The following is a 20,368-nucleotide window of genomic DNA, read 5'->3' as shown; positions in this document are numbered from 1 at the left end:
GCAAAGATAGAGCAAAAGCTTCGTGCACGCAATGGCACAATCGGGCCAATTTTATACCATAAATATGGTAGATGAGGAAAGTATTTCCTACATTTGCGAAGTAAAAAGCTGTTTTTATGACGACAATTATTAGAAAGATATTTCTTTTACCCGCTCTGGCGGCGGTGTGCGCCGGCATTTTCTCTTCCTGCGGAGAAGACCGTTGGAAGGAGTACGAGGAGGAAACTGCGGTAGACACATGGATGCACCGCATCATGCAAGAGCACTATTTGTGGTATCAAGAGCTGCCTTCTTACAAGGAGGTAAACCCGTTTCTCGACCCGGCTACATTTCTGACCAAAATCAAATCGAAGAAAGATAAGTATTCATTCGTGAATGAGCTACGGGATACACCGGCTCCCACTTATGGGTTCAAATATTCGCTCGTAAAAGACGCCGATTCGGAAACGAACTACAACGCATTGGTGACTTACGTGATTCCGGGCTCTCTCGCCGAACGCGCCGGACTGCAACGAGGCAACTGGATCATGCAGGCAGACGGGCGGCACATCACCAAGAAAGAGGAAGAGGAGTTGCTGCAGGGCACCCGTGCGATGGACCTGACGATGGGATCGTGGCAAGAGGTAACGCCGGAAGCGGAAGAAGGAACGGAGCCTGTAAAGGTATGGAAGGTTGCGCCGAGCGGAAAAACAGTCAGGCTGGGGGCTGCCGAAACGACGGAAGACAACCCCGTGCATACGTACAAAATACTCACGGTGGCGTCGGTAGGCAAGATAGGCTACCTGATGTACAACAGTTTTACCGCCGGAACAAAAGCCGAACCGCAAAAGTATAACGATCTGTTGCGGAAGATCTCGCGCGAATTCCGGGAAGCGGAAGTAAAGGCAACCATCCTCGACCTCCGCCACAACACGGGTGGAACCCCAGATTGCGTACAGTTGCTGGGAACGATTCTGGCTCCCGAATCACGCTTGGGAACGTCGATGGCTTATCTGGAATACAACGACAAGCAGTCGGAGAAGAACCGCGAAATCACCCTCGACCGTGAAGTGCTGAAGGGCGGCGTCAACCTCAACCAACAGTTGTTGTTCGTCATTACAAGCGGAGAGACGGCCGGAATGGCGGAAATGTTGATCAGCGGTCTTTACCGGGAAAACGAAGTCCCTGCCATCATCACCATAGGGAGCGCGACGAAAGGGCAAAACATGGCTACCGAATCATTCGCCAACGAAGAGCTCAGGTGGGCTGTCAACCCGGTGGTGTGTGCCATATACCGTCCCGATAAAAAGACGACATACGGTCCCATCTCTCCCGCAAGCGACTTCGTCATAAGCGAAACCTCGATAGACGGAAAGACGGACTACAGCCGCTATCTGCCTTTCGGCAATCCCGAAGAGCGGTTGTTGAACATAGCCCTCGAAACGCTGGCGGGCAACTATCCGCCCCCCAAGGAAGAAAAATAAAGCCGGAGAGCGGAACAAGACGTATGTGTCCGGTGGCGGAACGAACGCCTCATCCGTGCACAACGAGAATGGAACTTGTCACATGACAAAGGGTTCATTTCCTCATCACATAGGCTCTGTTTGCCGCAGGCAGAGGCTGTGTTGGCATGTAGCAAAGGCCTTGTCCACAGCTATCCGGCAGTCCACTCCCATTTTCATCAAGTTAGCTTTCATCCAACAAAGGCTCTGTTTGCAACAAGAAGAGGCTGCGTTTACAGCAGGCAGAGGCTGCGTTTGCATGTAACAGAAGCTCTGTTTACAGCATCAATTGGCAGGACTCCCTCCATGCCGTGCTGCGTTTGCGTGCAATAGAAGCTCTGTTTGCCGCAGGCAGAGGCTGTGTTTGCATGCAACAAAAGCCTTGTCCACAGCTATCCGGCAGTCCATTCCCATTTTCATCAAGTTAGCTTTCATGCAACAGAGGCTCTGTTTGCAGCAGGAAGAGGCTGCGTTTGCGTGCAATAGAAGCTCTGTTTACAGCGATAAACTCCTCCGCCTTCTTTCTTTTTAGCTGCGTTTGCATGCAATAGAAGCTCTGTTTACAGCAGGCAGAGGCTGTGTTTACCCGTAACAAAGCTTTTGTTCATAAATGGCAGAGCCTCTGCTGCCTTTTGAAAAAGCATTCGATTCTGCTCGAAAAAACAAAGATTCATTTTCACTCGAAAAGCATTTCCGCAGGCGAAGCCCTTCAAAAACAGAGCCTCGCACCGATAGCTTCGCTACAACTCGATGCCCACCGATTCTCCCGCCCCTTAAAAAAAGAAACACTTGCATCTTGAAAAAGAAACACTTGCACTGAAATGTCCCGGCGTATATCCCATTTGCTTGGACGCTTGCATCTTGAAAAAGAAACGCTTGCGCCCGGCCTCGCCATTCAACGACCCTTTTCCCGCCGTTCGCGCCGCACGAAAACTCTTTTGCAAAAACACAAACCGGAAAAGGCGCGCATATCATCCTGCATCTGTTGCACGATAAAAGAAAAAAGAGCAAGGCGGTATTTGCGGCAGGGAACTTCTAAAAACCGATCTCCGGCAGTTTATTTCCTGAAGAACTTGTCGAAAAACAGGATATGATAGTCGATGGAGTTTCTCCAATAATCGGCGTTGTGTGCTCCCGGACGCACGATAAAGTCATGGTCGATTTTGCGTCTCAGCAGTCGTTCGTGCAACTCTTTATTTACGTTCAAGAAAAAGTCTCCCTCGCCGCAATCAATTATTATCGCCAAGTCGCCATTTTCTATTCTGTCTGTTTGATTCACTACGCTATGCTCGTCCCACGTCTTTTTATTGGCGGCAAACTCTCCCAACAGCTTGGAGATTTCCCAATTTCTCGGAAACGGACGTATGTCTACCCCGCCGCTGGTGCTTCCGCCTGCACCGAAGGTATCTTTATGCCGGAAGGAAATCCACAATGCGCCGTGTCCGCCCATGCTCAAGCCGGTGATGGCACGGGCTTTCCGGTGGGGTATCGTCGCATAATGGGTGTCGATATACTCCACCAGTTCCGACGAAACAAAGGTTTCGTAACGGTACGACGGATTCTTCGGACTGTCCCAGTACCAACTGTTCTTTCCGTCGGGACAAACGAAAATGATTCCTTTTTCATCGGCAATCTTCGGCAAGTCGGGCTTAATCGCGATCCAGCTCTTTGCATTCCCGCTGTATCCGTGAAGCAGGTAAACAACCGGACAAGCCACCGCTTTCTTTCCGCCGGACACGTCGGGAATGACCGCCACTACCTGAACATCCCGCTGCATCGACGCGCTTCTTATCCATAACGTGTCTACTCTTGCCGCGAAAGAGACGGGCAACGAAAGCAAAAAAGCAACGGACAACAAGAGTTTTTTCTTATTCATACCATGATTTTTTATAAAGCCTAATAATATTTCACATAACCACTTTCTTCAATAATTGCATTTGCAGCTCCTGATGTAAGGAATTCAAATATTTTCCAGCTCATAGAAGATTTATCCACATCGGCACGTACGGCTGCATAGATTTCCGATACATAAGGGTATTGACGGGATGCGATTGTAGTTTTATCAGGCTGCACGCCTTCTACATCGAACATTTTTATACGTGGGTCGTCTATCATCGCCGTACAATAATAATATGGCGTATAAGCCATCCCGTTTACATTTTCCCACAGAGAGTAGAATGGCGAAGTCATCCCACCCCCAACCAACTCGGGTGCATCCATCATCGGTTCTCCTTTCATAACGAGTGTCTCCATTTTTTCCTGACTACCGGAGTTTCGATTACGCATATAGGGAGTAATCGCCACATCATTTCCTCCCACTTCTTTCCAATTAGTGATTTTACCCGAATATATGCTTCTGATTTGTTCGCACGTTAAGGATTTGACGGGGTTCTCTTTATTCTTGATGAAAACAAAACCGTCTATCCCGACCGGTTTTTCTATAATGCCCGTTCCTTTCTCTTTGGCATATTGTTTCTCATCCCGTGAAATAGCCCTCGACGCTATGATCAGTTCTACTTTGTCATCTATCAGATTGACAAAAGAACCGTGCGTTGTGGACTTCTTCATCTTAGCCTCTATCTGCTCCAGCCTTTGCCTTGCTGCATTCGTAGCCGTACTGTTCGTCCCATAATAGTATTCGGAATCACAGGTTATGTACTTCTCTATCCCGCTCATAAAGCTGACTTCCCATTTATAACGAATGCCCATCAACTTATATCCCAATAATTTCAGCAGCGGGTGTGTCGAAGTGGAGCTGTCCATTACGGGAAAATTATCAGCAGTCAACCCCTCAATACTGTTTTCGTAGTTTATCACGTTTTCTTCCTCATTATTACAGTTTACAAAGCCGATGGTGCAGAATAATAACAACATTGTTATTATTCTTTTGTCTATTTTCATCATAAATAAGTATATTAAATGGATTTCTAATTTCTCACATCATTGCCCCGCCACACTTTACTCAATTCAGCATGTCGCCATCTGATTTTATTATTCCTGTGTTTTATCGGAAGGCTCGAACCGGGACACGGGTTTCTCGAACCTCCGGAAGCACTCATTGCATACATACTCCCAATGATTGCTTCCCGGAGGCGTCTGCGACAATAGAGAGAGCGCGGCTGTCGCAAACGCGCGTATCTTCTTTCCTTTCTTCAACACAAAGCGGATATGCAACGAACCGCAATAAGGGCATAAAGCCGGCTCTTCCTCCCAGCTTTGGTTGTCTTTCAACACCTGCACGGCTTTGTCGTAATCTTCTTCGAGCACGAAAATATCTACTCCGGACACATTGCTTATGTAACTTTTCATCAACGTAGAGAAATTTTCGTTGTGCAGCAGCGATTCAATCCCCTCATTCCTTAGCGCTCCCTGAAGGATATGCGCCTGCATGGCATCGTTACAGGTGATCAGTTTCACGGTTTTCATGCGTATACGAGTGTTAGTTTTCACAAAAGTACAATATAAAATCATACGCAAAGATTTTTTTGTATTATCTTTGCACGATTTTAAAATAAAAGGACGTATAACATAAAGGAGATGATTCTAATAGCGGATAGCGGATCTACCAAAACCGACTGGTGCGCGGTAGACCATGAAGGCATCGTAAAACGGATAAGAACTCAGGGAACGAATCCGTTTTTCCAGTCGGAAGAGGAGATTTGCGAAGAGATACGACAGAATTTATTGCCCCACTTGCCGGAGCGCCGGCTCGGGCATATACACTTCTATGGAGCGGGATGCGCTTTCCCCGATAAAATCGACGTTGTGAAGCGGGCGCTCAATGCTCATCTACACGTAGAGGGTTCGATAGAAGTGAGCAGCGACATGCTTGCCGCCGCACGTAGTCTGTGCGGACATCGGGCGGGCATAGCCTGCATCATGGGCACAGGTTCGAACTCCTGCTATTACGACGGCACGGAGATTGTGCAGAACGTATCTCCGTTAGGATTCATATTGGGCGATGAAGGCAGCGCTGCGGTGCTGGGAAAACTACTGGTAGGCAATCTGCTGAAGAATCGGATGCCTGCGGGGATGAAAGAGGAGTTCCTGAACGAATTCAATCTTACTCCGGCTGAGATTATCGACCGCGTCTACCGGCGCCCTTTCCCCAATCGTTTTCTGGCAAGCCTCTCTCCTTTCCTTGCCCGCCGCATCGCGGTTCCCGAAGTGCATCAGCTTGTTTTGAACAGCTTTAAAGACTTCCTGAAAAGAAACGTGATGCAATACAACCGTCGGAACTTGCCGGTTCACTTCACCGGTTCCGTCGCTTTTTACTACAAGGGCGTGCTGGAAGAAGCCGTACAGGCTATGGGAATGCAAATGGGGCAAGTGCTTCAAAGCCCGATGGAAGGCTTGATCAAATTTCACCGGCCGGTTTGCCTGCCGCTCGAATCGTCCGTTTCCCGGGTTTAAAGCGCAGGGGACGAACCTCGCGCACTTTCGGTTCCGACAAATCCAAACGACTATCAGAACTATCGGGACACTTCTTTTCAAACACGGCGAACTTTCAAAAAAAACACGGCGGGCTTTGAAATCAAACACGGCGGGGTTTTTAAGCAAACACCACGTCGTTCAAACACAAGCGCAAGAAAGTGGTTCTGTGCTGCAATGTCGCTTTTTAAGCAAACACCATGTAGCTCAAACACAAGCGCAAGAAAGTGGTTCTGTCTGCAACGTCGCTTTTTAAGCAAACACCATGTAGCTCAAACACAAGCGCAAGAAAACGTTGTCGGGACTCCTGCAAGGTTCAGGACGAACACGATGCAGTCCGAACGCAAGGTGGCAGGAACATTAGAAGCAAACAATGAGCCGTTCGCAAAAACCGGAAAAGAAAGCATAACACACACGCGCCCGATTTTCGAAACGAAAAAGCAACTTTATCAGTAAGAAAAAGGCAGATATATAACCCACATGGTGTATATATATGGCCACCACGGTAAGCATATATGGCCACCACGGTAGGCATATATGGTCACCACGGTAGGCATATATATACTCGGCACGGTATATCCATAGCCCGTAGGACGCGAACAATGATACAGGAAAAACGGAATAAATAATTAAGCTGTTTCCATACACGAGATAAAACATTAAACATTTTCCATTTTATCGTACATTTATAGATAAATAGATAAAAAAGTAGGTATTTTTGGTAAAATATAGAAAATAATCAAACGAACCTTTGTTTTTCCGCAACATTTTACATAACTTTAAAGAAGTCAGAAAGTTAAGAGATAAATCGTAAAACAAGTCCTGCTTGCAGGCAAATGCCATGAGAATCGTATTTGAAATCAAAGAAAAACTGCCCGAGATTATCGAGGAAATCATGAACTCGCCGAAATGGACTACCACCATCAGGGAAAAACTTCAGGGACGCACCACCGTAGCCATTCGTGATGAAGCCTACGGTTCGGAAGCTGTTATCGAAATCTACGAAAAGGAAATTGAAATCAGAACAGCATGGTCTAAGTATGTCTATCGGATATACATGGTCAATAACGTGGTGTGGTGCGAATATAACGGCGCTTATCGGGGATTGTTGGAACAAGTGCTTCTGCCTACCATTACGCCTAAGGAGAATCTCCTCGACTCTGAAGTGATAGAAAGCTCGCTATACGGACGCGAACACAAGAAGCTGAGAGAATATGCCGAAGACAACCTCAAACTGAAGCAATTCCGCCGCGCAAATTTCAACGAAGAAAGAAACGGTACGGCTTCATTCGATCATCCCAGAAAGGTATATGATGAATTTATCAAAGAAGATTACGTCATTACCACCCAAACAGAAGAATAGTGATACTCTGTTGAAAGTTTATCATCTCTCCGGTCTGCTCTACAGCGTTCAAGACAAGGAAAGGTAAGCCATTGTCTGCGCAAAAAACAATATTCATTCTTTTTTCATGCAAATGTATACGTAAAACAATGAATTTCAAGATAGGATTTTTATCTTTGCATGCAAAACAAACTTAATCATTAAACTCATAAAAAGAATGAAAAAAACGATTCTTATTGCCACTTTAGGCTTACTCGGCTTGAGCGCAATGGCACAAGACACAAAAGAAAAAGAGGGTTTTGTATTCACAACGGTGAAAGAAAACCCCATTACATCCATCAAAAATCAAAACCGTTCGAGCACTTGCTGGAGCTTTTCGGGGTTGGGATTTCTCGAATCCGAATTGCTGCGTACAGGAAAAGGCGAATACGATTTATCCGAAATGTTCGTTGTGCACAAAACCATGCAAGATCGTGGCGTGAACTATGTACGCTACCACGGAGATAACTCCTTCTCTCCGGGCGGAAGCTTTTACGATGTAGTGTTCTGCATGAAGCACTACGGACTGGTTCCGCAGGAGGTAATGCCGGGAATCATGTACGGCGATTCGATGCACGTGCACAATGAAGTCGACGCAGTGGCCGAAGGATACGTAAAAGCCATCGCCCAAAGCAAACTTACCAAGCTATCGCCCGTATGGAAAAAAGGACTAAGTGCCATTTACGATACTTATTTGGGAGAATGCCCCGAGAAATTCACATACAAAGGGAAAGAATACACGCCGATGACATTCGCCGAATCATTGGGGCTGAAAGCGGAAGACTACGTTTCGTTGACTTCGTATACCCATCATCCTTTTTACACACAGTTCGCCCTCGAAATTCAGGATAACTGGCGTAACGGTTTATCGTACAACTTGCCGATAGACGAATTGATGGCTGTAATGGACAACGCTGTCAGAAAAGGCTATACATTCGCATGGGGAAGCGATGTCAGCGAAAAAGGATTTACACGCGACGGTATCGCTGTAATGCCCGACGCGAACAAAGGGGCGGAACTTACCGGATCGGATATGGCCAGATGGACCGGACTGACCGCTACGGACAAACGCAAAGAACTTACCTCGAAGCCGCTTCAGGAAATGGCAATCACACAAGAAATGCGTCAGGAAGCCTACGACAACTGGGAAACGACCGATGACCACGGAATGCAGATCTACGGTATCGCCAAAGACCAAAACGGTAAAGAGTATTTCATGGTAAAGAACTCTTGGGGAACAAACAACAAATACAAAGGTATCTGGTATGCTTCGAAAGCATTTGTGGCTTACAAGACGATGAATATCCTCGTGCACAAGGATGCGCTTCCCAAAGAGATAGCCAAAAAGTTGGGAATCAGATAAACCGCTCCGCATTTCTATCCCCTCTTTCTATAAGACTATAAGAGAGTACTCCGCAAAAGGGAATCAAAACGATTGAGACATAAGAATTGAGGATGCGCCAAAACTAAACTGAGCACCCGGAAAACTTGCGGGTTGTAAAAGGCAAATATAAATAGCCCTATCAAACTTTATAAATAGCCCTATCAAACTTCATGTTGAGGTAATGATAGGGCTATTTTTATGCCAACTGAAGATAGTCCGAATTTCAGATTAGAAGCTCATCTTCGCTGTGCTTGGGCTTCGACATCCCCTCTATTTCTTTGGAGCCATGTGCCTGCTCCGCAACTTTCCGCCCAATATTTATTTCATAAAGACAGACCGAAGGCAAGCTCCGAAAAGGCCTGAAACGCATTTATCGATGAAAAGGAAACGGATTGCGGGAAGATAAAAAGGAAAGGCTTTTTGCTCAAAAATCTTAATCTTGTGCATTTTTTAGGCGGTTTCCTTGTCAGAACCAAGTGTTTGACTAAATTTGCACACTCATAGTTAACCGGATAGTTTAGATAGCAAGACAAATTACTACTACGCTACTGGCTGCTAACTCGTAGAAATACTAATACTAAAATTAATAACATGAGTTTGAAAATTGTTGTATTGGCAAAACAAGTTCCCGACACACGAAACGTTGGGAAGGATGCCATGAAAGCCGACGGAACTGTAAACCGCGCGGCGCTGCCCGCTATCTTCAACCCCGAAGACTTGAACGCATTGGAACAAGCGCTTCGACTGAAGGACGCTCACCGGGGGTCTACCGTAACTGTTTTAACGATGGGGCCGGGACGTGCCGCCGACATCATTCGCGAAGGACTCTTCCGCGGCGCGGATAACGGGTACTTACTGACCGACCGCGCTTTTGCCGGCGCCGACACACTGGCTACTTCTTACGCTTTGGCAACTGCCATCCGCAAGATAGGCAATTGCGATATTATCATAGGCGGACGTCAGGCCATCGACGGAGACACGGCTCAGGTGGGGCCGCAAGTAGCCGAGAAGCTGGGACTGACACAAATTACCTATGCGGAAGAGATATTAAAGGTAACCAAAGACCGCATCACCGTAAAACGTCATATCGACGGCGGAGTAGAAACCGTAGAAGGCCCGTTGCCCATCGTGATTACAGTGAACGGTTCGGCAGCTCCCTGCCGCCCGCGAAACGCCAAACTGGTGCAGAAGTACAAACATGCCAAAACGGTGACCGAAAAGCAGCAAGGCAATCTGGACTACACTGATCTGTACGACAAGCGCGATTATCTGAATCTGGTGGAATGGAGCGTAGCCGATGTGAACGGCGACCTCGCCCAATGCGGTTTGTCCGGTTCGCCCACCAAAGTGAAGAGCATTCAAAACATCGTATTCCAAGCGAAAGAGAGTAAAACCATCAGCGGCAGCGACCGTGACGTGGAGGAATTGATTGTCGAATTGCTGGCCAACCATACCATCGGTTGACAGCTGCCGGCAGGCAAATCGATTCATCAACTAAAATCAACCGGTCAATTTAAAAAAGAAAACATGAATAACTTATTTGTATATTGCGAAATAGAGGAAGGCATCGTTGCAGACGTCAGCCTCGAACTCCTGACAAAGGGCCGCTCACTGGCCAATCAGCTGAAATGCCAACTCGAAGCGGTGGCTGTCGGGAAAGACCTGAAAGATATCGAAAAGCAAATTCTTCCCTATGGAGTGGACAGACTCCATGTGTTCGACGGCGAAGGGCTTTACCCTTACACTTCCCTTCCGCACACTTCCATTCTTGTAAACCTGTTTAAAGAAGAAAAGCCGCAGATCTGCCTCATGGGCGCCACGGTAATCGGACGCGACCTCGGTCCGCGCGTGTCTTCCGCCTTGACCAGCGGGCTGACGGCCGACTGTACTTCGCTCGAAATCGGCGACCATGAAGACAAGAAAGAAGGAAAGGTGTATAAGAACCTGCTGTATCAAATCCGTCCGGCATTCGGCGGGAACATCGTAGCCACGATCGTCAATCCCGAACACCGGCCGCAGATGGCGACCGTCCGCGAAGGAGTAATGAAGAAGCAAATCCTGGCCGCCGACTACAAAGGCGAGGTGATCCGCCACGATGTAAAGAAGTTTGTTGCCGATACGGACTATGTGGTGAAAGTCATCGAGCGCCATGTGGAGAAAGCGAAGAACAACCTGAAGGGCTCTCCCATCATCATTTCGGGCGGATACGGCGTAGGCTCGAAAGAAAACTTCGACTTACTGTTCGAACTGGCGAAAGTGCTGAACGCCGAGGTGGGCGCCAGCCGTGCGGCCGTCGACGCAGGATTTGTGGAACACGACCGCCAAATCGGACAGACGGGAGTCACCGTGCGTCCGAAACTTTACATAGCCTGCGGCATCTCCGGACAGATTCAACACATTGCCGGGATGCAGGAAAGCGGAATCATCATTTCCATCAACAACGATCCCGAAGCCCCCATCAACACGATTGCCGATTATGTGATAAACGGAACGATCGAAGAGGTGGTGCCGAAGATGATCAAGTATTATAAACAGAATAGCAAGTAACGGATTATGGCAAATTTTTATACCGATATACCGGAACTCAAGTTTCACTTGAACAATCCGATGATGAAACGGATATGCGATCTGAAAGAGCGCAATTACAGAGACAAGGACGTATTTGATTACGCGCCGCTGGACTACGAGGATGCAGTAGACTCGTACGATAAGGTATTGGAAATCACCGGAGAGATTACCGGGGAGATTATTGCTGCCAATGCCGAAGGCGTAGACGTCGAAGGGCCGCACCATGCCAACGGAAGAGTGGAATATGCGTCGGGAACCAAAGAAAACCTCGACGCGATGGTGAAAGCCGGGCTGAACGGAATGACGATGCCGCGCAAATACGGCGGACTCAACTTCCCCATTACTCCGTACACGATGTGCGCGGAAATAGTGGCTGCCGCCGATGCCGGTTTCGGCAATATATGGTCGCTGCAAGACTGCATCGAGACATTGTATGAATTCGGGAATACCGACCAGCACAACCGTTTCATTCCGCGTGTATGCCAAGGAGAAACCATGTCGATGGACTTGACGGAGCCCGACGCCGGTTCCGATCTGCAATCGGTGATGCTGAAAGCGACGTATAGCGAGAAGGAAGGCTGCTGGTTGCTCAACGGCGTAAAGCGTTTCATCACCAACGGCGACGCCGACATCCATCTCGTTCTGGCCCGTTCGGAAGAAGGAACCAGAGACGGACGCGGATTGTCGATGTTTATCTACGACAAGCGCCAAGGGGGTGTGAATGTGCGCCGCATCGAAAATAAGCTGGGCATTCACGGCTCTCCCACGTGCGAGCTGGTCTACAAGAACGCCCGCGCCGAACTTTGCGGCGAACGGAAACTCGGTTTGATTAAATACGTCATGGCATTGATGAACGGCGCCCGCTTGGGTATTGCCGCACAGTCGGTAGGACTAAGTCAGGCTGCCTACAACGAAGGGTTGGCTTATGCCAAAGACCGCAAGCAGTTCGGCAAAGCCATCATCGAGTTCCCTGCCGTTTACGACATGCTCTCTATCATGAAAGCCAAGTTGGACGCCGGACGCGCGTTGCTGTATCAGACAGCCCGCTACGTAGACATCTACAAAGCGTTGGACGATATTGCCCGCGAGCGCAAGCTCACTCCCGAAGAGCGTCAGGAGCAAAAGAAATATGCCAAATTGGCGGACAGCTTTACTCCGCTGGCAAAGGGAATGAATTCGGAATACGCCAACCAGAACGCTTACGACTGCATCCAGATACACGGAGGTTCGGGTTTCATGATGGATTATGCCTGCCAGCGTATCTACCGCGACGCACGCATCACCAGCATCTACGAAGGTACCACGCAGTTGCAGACGGTAGCCGCCATACGCTATGTGACCAACGGCTCTTACATCGCCACGATTCGCGATTACGAGGCCGTTCCGTGTTCTCCGGAGATGGAGCCGCTGCTTTCACGCCTGAAGAAGATGGCGGATAAGTTTGAGGAAAGCACGAACGCCGTGAAAGAGACTCAGGATCAGGAAATACTCGACTTCACCGCCCGTCGTTTGATGGAGATGGCTGCCGACTGTATCATGGCTCACCTGCTTATTCAGGACGCAAGCAAAGCCCCCGAACTGTTTGCCAAATCGGCGCACGTGTATCTGAACTACGCGGAGGCGGAGGTGGAAAAGCATGCCGGATTTATCAAAGGGCTCGACAAGGAAGACCTTGCATTCTACAAACGATAGCCGGGAGTTTGAGCTATCGCAAACCGAGCTTGACGGAAAAACTTCGGTTTTCGTAGTGCAATAAAGCGCAAGGTTTAAGAAATCGCAAGCCGGGCTTAGCACAAAACTTGGATTCCCTTAGCGAAATGAAGCGCGGACTTCAAGTGAATGCAAGCCGGGCCCGACCGAAAAACTTCGGTTTCCGCAACGCAATGAAGCGCGGAACTAAAAAAACGCAGGCTCTGTATGATTGAAACAAAGCCTGCGTTTACTGCAAACAGAGGCTCTATCCGCGCCGGATAGAGCCTCTGTTTTTCACCGTTCCCATCTGCCGGCAACGCAGAACAGATTCTTGGCAAGAAGGAAGGCAATCTTCGTCCGCTACCGGTCTGCTTCTTCCCTTTCCCTGCTCCTGTAAAGCATGAGCTGCTTTCGAAGCGAGTCTATTTCACGTTGCATCTCCTCTATCCTGAGAAGCAAATGGTGGATAGCGTCGATACCTTCCATGTTAATGGAAAGGTCGTAATACATCCGGCTGTAACGTTCCACTTCCGGAAGCTGGGACAAAAGCAAATAATGCTCGCCGCCTTCGGTGCGTGTCTCAATCAACCCGCCTTCCTTCAGCATATCAATAAACGAAGGCTCGATGTGGCACTTCTGACAATATTCACTAACAATGATCAATTCGGTCTGCATAGCGTTCATTCTTTTTTAGTTCATAGCCTGCAACTGGCGGAATAATTCTTTCTGTTTCTCGGTCAGGTTGGTAGGAATCCCGACAGAGTAAGTCACGATCAAATCGCCCGTTTGCCCTTCTTTCTTATAAACCGGAAAACCTTTGCCCTTCAGGCGAACCTTCGTTCCGCTCTGAGTCTCCGGTTTTACCTTCAGTTTCACTTTTCCGTCGAGCGTGTCGATTACCGTATCGCCGCCCAACACAGCCGTATAGAGGTCGATTTCGACATCTACGTACAAGTCGTCGCCCAGTCGTTTGAACACCGGATCAGCAGCAATGACGAACGTGATGTACAAGTCGCCCGCAGGACCTCCGTTTATTCCTTCGGCTCCGTAGCCTTTCAATTTGATGACCTGACCGTCGGCTACCCCGGCGGGAATGGTGATACGCACCTGCTTGCCGTTGACAGTCAGTATTTGTTTATGCGTGCGTGCAGCGTCGCGAAGCGAGAGATGAAGCTCGGCAGTATAATCTTGCCCGCGAAATCCTGCGGCGCTTCCGTCTCTCTTACCACGGCTTCCGAACATGGATTCGAAGAAATCGGAAAATCCCCCGGCATTGTTTCCCTCGAATCCTTCGCCTCCGGACGAATACCAGTAAGTTCCCTTTCCGTCCGTAAACCCTCGCGCCCCGCTGCCGAAACCGCCGAAATCCCGGGCACTGCCGAAGCCGCCGGCCTCTTGCCGGGCTTTCTTCTGCGCCTCAAACTCATCGGCATGCTTCCAATGCTCGCCGTATTCATCGTATTTCTTGCGTTTTTCGGGATCGCTCAAAACCTCGTTGGCCTCATTGATCTGCTGGAACTTATCCTTTGCGCTTGGGTCGTTGGGATTCAAATCGGGATGATATTTGCGGGCCAACTTACGGAAAGCCTTCTTTATATCACCTTGCGAAGCGGTTTTCTCCACCCCAAGAATTTGATAATAATCTATATAAGCCATATCTAATGTTATTTAATCGTTCACGCGATATATGCAAATAACAAGCCAATCAGCAGTTTAGATGCGGCTTTTAGCACTATTTAATGCTATTCCGCCATCCGGCACATCCTTATCAGACGACTTTTATGACAGCAAGAAGAGAGGCGCGGCTGCTCTTCTTTCCCACAAAAATCAGCATGAAGTACGGCTTTGTGATAAAAAAGCGGCAGGGTTGCCAGACTTATTTCTCCAGCAACATTCGCATGAGGCAAGGCTTCGCGACAACAAAACGGAAGGTTGGCCGGACTCCTCCTCCAGCAACATTCGCATGAGGCAAGGCTTCGCGACAACAAAACGAAAGGTTGGCCGGACTCCTCCTCCAGCAACATTAGCATGAGGCAGGGCTTCGCGACAACAAAACGGAAGGTTGGCCGGCAGGCGGATCAATAACGGATTCCTTTCTGTTGCAGCATCCGGAAATCTTCCTTTCGCATTCCCAGATGTTGCAGCGAACGAGGTTCGTTATGATCGTTCAGATACACCCTCGGCTTCATCGTATAGGCAGTACTCGCCACAGAAAACGAATCGCTCCGGTAAGGAGTCTCTATCCCGGCAATGTGGAGCATGGTGGGAAAGAACGAACTGCTTGAAGAAACGTCTTTCAGGCGGTTCTCCGCCAAAGCAGTCCACTTGGCGGGATAGGCCGTGCGGTAGCTTTCCGACATCCAGACAAGGAAAGGTACATGCAGCTGATAGTAAGAAGGAACGGGAGAGGCATGCAGGAACAGCCGGCGAGAATCATCGAAAACATCCTCGCCGTGGTCGGAAGTATAAAGCAATGCCGCGTCGACACGCCGATGCTCCAACAACCCGATCAGGCGGGATAAGAACCTGTCGGTATACCGGATGGTATTATCATAGGCGTTGATGAGGTTCGAACGGTATTTCACTTCGGCATCCACAGGATGATCGGGGGTAAAGAAAGCCTCATCGGCAGCATAACGCTCGCGGTAATTGAAATGCGAACCGTACGTATGAAGCAAAATAAACTGCTTCTTTGCGCCTTTGTCCAGCTCACGCTTCACCATTTCCAGAAGCACGTCATCCGAAGGATTGTATGCAATACCGGCATTCGCCTTCTCTTTCACAAAGACGGAAGTGTCGGCTTCCATGCCGAAGAAGTCGATGAACGAATGGTTGTAACGCTGATTGGAGAAAAATGCCGTGCGGTATCTCGCCTCTTTGAAAGCGGTGACAATGCTTTTCTGCCGGTAGATCGAATCATAGCTGTGTGCCGTGACGGACGAAAGCAACATGGGTACGCTCTTGTGCGTGGTGTTCGATTCCGACAGTGCTTTAGGGAATGCCGCCAAGCCTTCGCGGCGGGAAAGCAGCGGATTCGTCTCACGTTCGTATCCGTACAATTGCCAGTTCAAGGCGCGCGCAGTTTCGCCCACCACCATCACATACACCTCATTTTCATCTTCAGGGTGTGTCGATCGGGCATGGAAAGTGAACGACTCCGACGTCCGGTGATAGTTCTTCGTCCGGACATTCCGCTGAAAAGCAAGCCCGATATTATAGCATACGTTCACGGGATACAAGTCCGACTGCGGTTCATACCTCTCATCCTGAAGATAGGCTCCGCCGAGTGTCAAGAGCGAAACGCAAAGAAGCAGCAAGGCCCGTCTCCGCCCGCGGCTTATGAACGCAGCCGGCAGCCGGCGTTTACGGACCATAGAAACAGTTCCCAATACCAAAGCGGGCACATAGAGTATCACCACCATCACAATGGCAGGCAGAAGATTGTTCAGAAGCTCCATCGCCTCCGTCGGATTGGTAGTCATCAGATTCAGGAACATATCCACGGCGATAATCGACTGCCCGAACAGGTAGAGCAACACAAGCTGGAAAGCTCCTAGAAAAACAAACGGGAACAGCAACCAAAACGTTCTGCCGCAATTGCGCGACAAAGTCATCACCAAATAGTAACACGCAAACGGAAGCAATACGTTGCACAACTTCGCCATCAAAGGCAACGGTTCTGTAAAGCAAAGCGCGATGTTGGGCGTAATCAAAACGATCAGAAACAGATAAAACAAATGCTCCTGACTTTCGAACCGTTTTTTTATCTTCTTAAAAAGCTTCATTGACATTAAATATAAATCCGGTTTGATGCTTGCCAAACCCTAAATCCAAACGTACATTCACTCTTTTCTTAAATTCCCACCGGTAGCCTATGCCGTAATTAGGCAGCACGTGCCTGGCAAGCAAACCGGAAAATGCGGGAAAAACGGTCCCCGCACCCATCCACACCGCTACTCCATTCCGTTTCCATACATGCTGGCGAAGCTCGATTTGTGCGTCCATCGCGCATTTATCCCGATAGCGACCTTCGTAGTATCCGCGCATGGAATAGGCGCCACCCAGCGTTGCCATCAGTCCCCACGGAACCTCTCCATAATTCAATTGGGTGTGGAATTGCCCCGCCACCACTCCTCCTTTCCATACAGTATGATAAGAACAAGCTGTGAACTCGGTACTTCCGAAAGCGTATTTACTGCTTAGAAACGACGGACTGATCCGTTGGTCAATGCGCAGATAATATCCCTTGTAAGCATTGGTCAGAAAATCGCGGGAGTCATAAAGAACGGAGAGTCCGAAACCGACGTTGGTGGTACGCGGATCCATTCCTTCCAGCAGTTCTTCCTTCTCAAAATCCCGTCCGGCGACATGGTCGAATACAATCATCGGTCCCAGATACAGCTTTTTCGATATCCGAAACATAAAGTCTGCCCTCACCTGAGCCTGCAAGCGTTTGTATTCGCTTTCATTCTCCGGGTTCGCTCCGTGTTCGTAGCCCCTTCCCCAATAAAGTCCGGGAAAAGAATAGAAATAAAGATTATAATTCAGGCGGTAGTTATCGTGCGGAAACAAATGATTGCCTCTCACTCCCAAAAGATAATAGCCTATTGTGGAGACATCGCCATAGAATGAAATATTGGAAGGGGGAAGAATCGTATCGTTGCGGTCGGTATGGTACAAGCCGGCTGCTACCATGCCAATCCCAAATTTCGTGTCACCGGAATAATGAGGACCCGCTATCACGCTAAAATCGAACGCTTTATCTTTTTTCTCCTTATTAGCTTCCTCAAAATAGTCGAACAGTCTTCGTAAGGGGCCATATTTTGTCATAACCGTGTCCGATATGCTTTTCCCGTCAACGCACAACGGATACTCGGACGGAACAGAATTAGCTGACGCATGTATAGCCGCTTGCCCCCAAATAAGTAATACAGAAAGTATTTGTTTGTTTAATCTAATACCCATATCAAGAAATAAGAAGACCACTTTAAGCATACAAAGTTAGTTTGAAACTTCCTATCACAATCATATTACGGATATTTTAGCATCTCCTTTCCCCTTTTTTAACTTTTCAGATTCAACCAAGCGCAGCATCAGCCGATATAGATATTTACATACAGGTAAAGGTAAAGATCGTCATCATTCTGATAAATCTCTATTTTATCTTCGCGAGCCAACCAGCCTATGGCAGCCCCTAATGCTAAATCATCCAAGCCGGATGCCTTCTTCAGGGCAGCATAAGTCCACCTTTGATTATTACACAATAATTGCCAAACTTTTCCTGCATTAAAGCCTATTTCACTTTTATTCATAGTCAGAAAAATTAAAAGGTTAAGAAAAATAATTATAGAATACTCTATAAAAAAAGAACAAATCAGCATCATTATTAGTTTGTTCAATTACACTGAAAAGTTCTCAAAAAAGGCCTTTTAACATATTTAAAAAGGAAATACGGTAAGACAAAGAGACAAATAACAAACAAAGTCCGGAAAAGAGCGTCAATTTGAATAGATAAAAAAGATTTATCCGGAAAATAAAAAAGTAATGAAATAAAAGTTTGATTATCTTGCTCTCTAAGCTATTTTGACCTTTTATTTACTGAGACAAGACAGGAGGATAAGCAGGCTGAAAAAAACGTTGCGCGTTTGCAGGCAAACTAAAGCAAGGGAACTATCATGGTTGAAACCGGCAAATTAAAAATAAGGCTGCCTCAAAGTACACGATGAGGCAGCCTGTTTCTTTGTTTAATTAAACCGCAGGGGCGATATTACATCATTCCGCCCATGCCTCCCATTCCGGGAGCGCCCATCGGCATTTCGGGTTTATCTTCTTTCTTCTCTACGATGACGCATTCCGTAGTCAGGAACATTCCTGCGATAGAAGCTGCGTTTTCCAAAGCCACGCGAGCCACTTTGGCAGGGTCTACCACTCCCGCCGCATGAAGGTTTTCATAAACGTCGGTACGTGCATTGTATCCGAAGTCGCCTTTTCCTTCACGAACTTTCTGCACCACTACGGCGCCTTCTTTGCCTGCATTGGCCACAATCTGGCGGAGAGGCTCTTCAATGGCGCGTTTGATGATTTCGATACCGGTCGTTTCATCGGCATTCTCACCCTTCATTCCGTCGATAACATCGATAGCGCGGATGTAAGTCACACCGCCACCCGGCACAGTACCTTCTTCGATAGCCGCGCGAGTCGCACGCAACGCATCGTCCACACGGTCTTTCTTTTCTTTCATTTCCACTTCGGAAGCGGCACCCACGTAAAGAACCGCTACGCCACCCGACAGTTTGGCCAAACGCTCTTGCAGTTTTTCACGGTCGTAGTCGGATTTGGTTGCGCCGATCTGAGTCTTGATCTGCTCGCAACGTTCTTTGATGTTCTGTTTCTCACCGGCACCGTTCACAATTGTCGTATTGTCTTTCGATACCGTCACCTTGTCGGCTGTACCCAACATTTCGAGTGTAGCCTGTTCCAGTGTCAGACCTTTTTCTTCGCTGATTACCACACCGCCGGTCAAGACAGCGATGTCTTCCAGCATTTCTTTACGACGGTCGCCGAAGCCCGGAGCTTTCACTGCACAGATCTTCAACTGAGAGCGCAGACGGTTTACAACCAAAGTTGTCAACGCTTCGCTGTCTACATCTTCCGCAATCACCAACAGAGGACGACCCGACTGAACGGCAGGCTCAAGGATAGGCAGAAAATCTTTCAGGTTCGAGATCTTCTTATCGTAGATGAGGATGTAAGGTTTTTCCATCTCACATTCCATCTTCTCGGTATTGGTCACAAAATAAGCCGACAGATAACCGCGGTCGAACTGCATGCCTTCTACCACACCGATGGTAGTATCCGTTCCTTTCGCTTCTTCAATGGTAATTACACCATCTTTGGAAACCTTACGCATTGCGTCCGCAATCAGTTTGCCGATCACCGGGTCATTGTTGGCAGACACGGTAGCCACTTGTTCAATCTTGTCGTAGTTGTCGCCCACTTTTTCAGATTGCGCCTTGATAGATTCCACCACTTTGGCAACAGCCTTGTCGATACCGCGTTTGATATCCATCGGGCTGGCTCCGGCAGTAACGTTCTTCAAGCCTTCGGATACGATAGCCTGAGCCAGAACGGTAGCTGTGGTAGTACCGTCGCCGGCATCGTCTCCTGTCTTGGAGGCCACCTCTTTCACCAGCTGAGCGCCTGTGTTTTGGTATGCGTCGGCCAAATCTATTTCTTTAGCCACGGTCACACCGTCTTTTGTGATGTGCGGAGCGCCGAATTTCTTTTCGATAATCACGTTACGTCCTTTCGGGCCGAGTGTTATTTTAACTGCATTTGCCAATGCGTCGACACCTTTTTTCAACTGGTCGCGGGCGTCGATATTGAATAATATTTCTTTTGCCATGATACTTATGTACGATTTTTATTATT

At 48.2% G+C, this 20,368-nt stretch carries 17 protein-coding genes; 7 read left to right on the top strand and 10 right to left on the bottom strand.

All coding sequences use genetic code 11. The annotated features are described in order from the left end of the window. Positions 1-116 precede the first annotated feature (116 nt). Entirely contained in the window at positions 117-1,463 is a 1,347-nt protein-coding gene (locus GGR07_RS00615) for a S41 family peptidase (protein ID WP_122056540.1), read from the top strand. Positions 1,464-1,766: 303 nt separating this feature from the next. On the opposite strand, the gene GGR07_RS00610 is transcribed toward GGR07_RS00615, so the two are convergent. The 4 genes from GGR07_RS00610 to GGR07_RS00595 form a co-directional block, all read right to left on the bottom strand. Continuing rightward, positions 1,767-1,916: a hypothetical protein gene (locus GGR07_RS00610; RefSeq protein WP_155897786.1), complete on the bottom strand. Its 150-nt coding sequence runs from the start codon at positions 1,914-1,916 to the stop codon at positions 1,767-1,769. 622 nt (positions 1,917-2,538) lie between these two features. Further along, complete coding sequence (locus GGR07_RS00605; RefSeq protein ID WP_021645994.1) at positions 2,539-3,357, bottom strand: alpha/beta hydrolase; 819 nt, start codon at positions 3,355-3,357, stop codon at positions 2,539-2,541. Between the two features lie 20 nt (positions 3,358-3,377). Beyond that, the gene (locus tag GGR07_RS00600; protein ID WP_021645993.1) at positions 3,378-4,385 is read right to left on the bottom strand and encodes a PstS family phosphate ABC transporter substrate-binding protein; all 1,008 of its coding nucleotides are present in this window, start codon (positions 4,383-4,385) and stop codon (positions 3,378-3,380) included. Between the two features lie 87 nt (positions 4,386-4,472). Further along, positions 4,473-4,907: a putative signal transducing protein gene (locus tag GGR07_RS00595; protein ID WP_021645992.1), complete on the bottom strand. Its 435-nt coding sequence runs from the start codon at positions 4,905-4,907 to the stop codon at positions 4,473-4,475. Positions 4,908-5,018: 111 nt separating this feature from the next. Here GGR07_RS00595 and GGR07_RS00590 point away from each other — a divergent pair, with 111 nt between their 5' ends. From GGR07_RS00590 to GGR07_RS00565, 6 genes are all read left to right on the top strand, one after another. Next, complete coding sequence (locus GGR07_RS00590; RefSeq protein WP_021645990.1) at positions 5,019-5,894, top strand: BadF/BadG/BcrA/BcrD ATPase family protein; 876 nt, start codon at positions 5,019-5,021, stop codon at positions 5,892-5,894. A gap of 859 nt (positions 5,895-6,753) precedes the next feature. Next, the gene (locus GGR07_RS00585; protein ID WP_021645987.1) at positions 6,754-7,275 is read left to right on the top strand and encodes a hypothetical protein; all 522 of its coding nucleotides are present in this window, start codon (positions 6,754-6,756) and stop codon (positions 7,273-7,275) included. A gap of 196 nt (positions 7,276-7,471) precedes the next feature. Continuing rightward, entirely contained in the window at positions 7,472-8,656 is a 1,185-nt protein-coding gene (locus tag GGR07_RS00580; protein ID WP_021645985.1) for a C1 family peptidase, read from the top strand. Between the two features lie 612 nt (positions 8,657-9,268). After that, positions 9,269-10,141 carry an electron transfer flavoprotein subunit beta/FixA family protein gene (locus GGR07_RS00575; protein WP_122056539.1) on the top strand — a complete coding sequence of 291 codons (873 nt, stop codon included), beginning with the start codon at positions 9,269-9,271 and terminating at the stop codon, positions 10,139-10,141. A gap of 63 nt (positions 10,142-10,204) precedes the next feature. Then, positions 10,205-11,224 carry an electron transfer flavoprotein subunit alpha/FixB family protein gene (locus tag GGR07_RS00570; protein ID WP_021645982.1) on the top strand — a complete coding sequence of 340 codons (1,020 nt, stop codon included), beginning with the start codon at positions 10,205-10,207 and terminating at the stop codon, positions 11,222-11,224. A 6-nt stretch (positions 11,225-11,230) separates the two neighbouring features. Continuing rightward, positions 11,231-12,937, top strand: coding sequence for an acyl-CoA dehydrogenase family protein (locus GGR07_RS00565; protein ID WP_021645981.1), 1,707 nt, complete (start codon positions 11,231-11,233; stop codon positions 12,935-12,937). Positions 12,938-13,297: 360 nt separating this feature from the next. Here the strand turns inward: GGR07_RS00565 and GGR07_RS00560 are convergent, their stop codons facing one another. The 6 genes from GGR07_RS00560 to groL all read right to left on the bottom strand — a co-directional run bounded on the left by GGR07_RS00560 (position 13,298) and on the right by groL (position 20,342). After that, the gene (locus tag GGR07_RS00560; protein WP_034542677.1) at positions 13,298-13,612 is read right to left on the bottom strand and encodes a chaperone modulator CbpM; all 315 of its coding nucleotides are present in this window, start codon (positions 13,610-13,612) and stop codon (positions 13,298-13,300) included. A gap of 15 nt (positions 13,613-13,627) precedes the next feature. Continuing rightward, positions 13,628-14,593, bottom strand: coding sequence for a DnaJ C-terminal domain-containing protein (locus tag GGR07_RS00555; protein WP_021645978.1), 966 nt, complete (start codon positions 14,591-14,593; stop codon positions 13,628-13,630). Positions 14,594-15,015: 422 nt separating this feature from the next. Then, positions 15,016-16,722, bottom strand: coding sequence for a phosphoethanolamine transferase (locus tag GGR07_RS00550; RefSeq protein WP_122056538.1), 1,707 nt, complete (start codon positions 16,720-16,722; stop codon positions 15,016-15,018). Beyond that, the gene (locus GGR07_RS00545) at positions 16,709-17,767 is read right to left on the bottom strand and encodes a BamA/TamA family outer membrane protein (RefSeq protein ID WP_374110922.1); all 1,059 of its coding nucleotides are present in this window, start codon (positions 17,765-17,767) and stop codon (positions 16,709-16,711) included. Before GGR07_RS00545 ends, GGR07_RS00550 begins: the two co-directional genes overlap by 14 nt. A 263-nt stretch (positions 17,768-18,030) precedes the next feature. Further along, on the bottom strand, positions 18,031-18,249 hold the full coding sequence (locus tag GGR07_RS00540; RefSeq protein WP_027325060.1) for a winged helix-turn-helix domain-containing protein: 219 nt from the start codon (positions 18,247-18,249) through the stop codon (positions 18,031-18,033). A 455-nt stretch (positions 18,250-18,704) separates the two neighbouring features. Next, positions 18,705-20,342, bottom strand: coding sequence for a chaperonin GroEL (gene groL / locus GGR07_RS00535; RefSeq protein ID WP_021645973.1), 1,638 nt, complete (start codon positions 20,340-20,342; stop codon positions 18,705-18,707). Positions 20,343-20,368: the final 26 nt, after the last annotated feature.

The organism is Bacteroides pyogenes (assembly GCF_014196225.1).
GTDB lineage: Bacteria > Bacteroidota > Bacteroidia > Bacteroidales > Bacteroidaceae > Bacteroides > Bacteroides pyogenes_A.
The sequence above is the reverse complement of the archived record's forward strand: the minus strand, read 5'-3'. Positions and strand labels throughout refer to the sequence as shown.

Bases quoted from the DNA above. Each gene is read 5' to 3' on its own strand.
- GGR07_RS00615 (WP_122056540.1), top strand. From the start codon at position 117: ATGACGACAATTATTAGAAAGATATTTCTTTTACCCGCTCTGGCGGCG.
- GGR07_RS00610 (WP_155897786.1), bottom strand. From the start codon at position 1,916: ATGAAAGCTAACTTGATGAAAATGGGAATGGACTGCCGGATAGCTGTG.
- GGR07_RS00605 (WP_021645994.1), bottom strand. From the start codon at position 3,357: ATGAATAAGAAAAAACTCTTGTTGTCCGTTGCTTTTTTGCTTTCGTTG.
- GGR07_RS00600 (WP_021645993.1), bottom strand. From the start codon at position 4,385: ATGATGAAAATAGACAAAAGAATAATAACAATGTTGTTATTATTCTGC.
- GGR07_RS00595 (WP_021645992.1), bottom strand. From the start codon at position 4,907: ATGAAAACCGTGAAACTGATCACCTGTAACGATGCCATGCAGGCGCAT.
- GGR07_RS00590 (WP_021645990.1), top strand. From the start codon at position 5,019: ATGATTCTAATAGCGGATAGCGGATCTACCAAAACCGACTGGTGCGCG.
- GGR07_RS00585 (WP_021645987.1), top strand. From the start codon at position 6,754: ATGAGAATCGTATTTGAAATCAAAGAAAAACTGCCCGAGATTATCGAG.
- GGR07_RS00580 (WP_021645985.1), top strand. From the start codon at position 7,472: ATGAAAAAAACGATTCTTATTGCCACTTTAGGCTTACTCGGCTTGAGC.
- GGR07_RS00575 (WP_122056539.1), top strand. From the start codon at position 9,269: ATGAGTTTGAAAATTGTTGTATTGGCAAAACAAGTTCCCGACACACGA.
- GGR07_RS00570 (WP_021645982.1), top strand. From the start codon at position 10,205: ATGAATAACTTATTTGTATATTGCGAAATAGAGGAAGGCATCGTTGCA.
- GGR07_RS00565 (WP_021645981.1), top strand. From the start codon at position 11,231: ATGGCAAATTTTTATACCGATATACCGGAACTCAAGTTTCACTTGAAC.
- GGR07_RS00560 (WP_034542677.1), bottom strand. From the start codon at position 13,612: ATGCAGACCGAATTGATCATTGTTAGTGAATATTGTCAGAAGTGCCAC.
- GGR07_RS00555 (WP_021645978.1), bottom strand. From the start codon at position 14,593: ATGGCTTATATAGATTATTATCAAATTCTTGGGGTGGAGAAAACCGCT.
- GGR07_RS00550 (WP_122056538.1), bottom strand. From the start codon at position 16,722: ATGAAGCTTTTTAAGAAGATAAAAAAACGGTTCGAAAGTCAGGAGCAT.
- GGR07_RS00545 (WP_374110922.1), bottom strand. From the start codon at position 17,767: ATGACAAAATATGGCCCCTTACGAAGACTGTTCGACTATTTTGAGGAA.
- GGR07_RS00540 (WP_027325060.1), bottom strand. From the start codon at position 18,249: ATGAATAAAAGTGAAATAGGCTTTAATGCAGGAAAAGTTTGGCAATTA.
- groL (WP_021645973.1), bottom strand. From the start codon at position 20,342: ATGGCAAAAGAAATATTATTCAATATCGACGCCCGCGACCAGTTGAAA.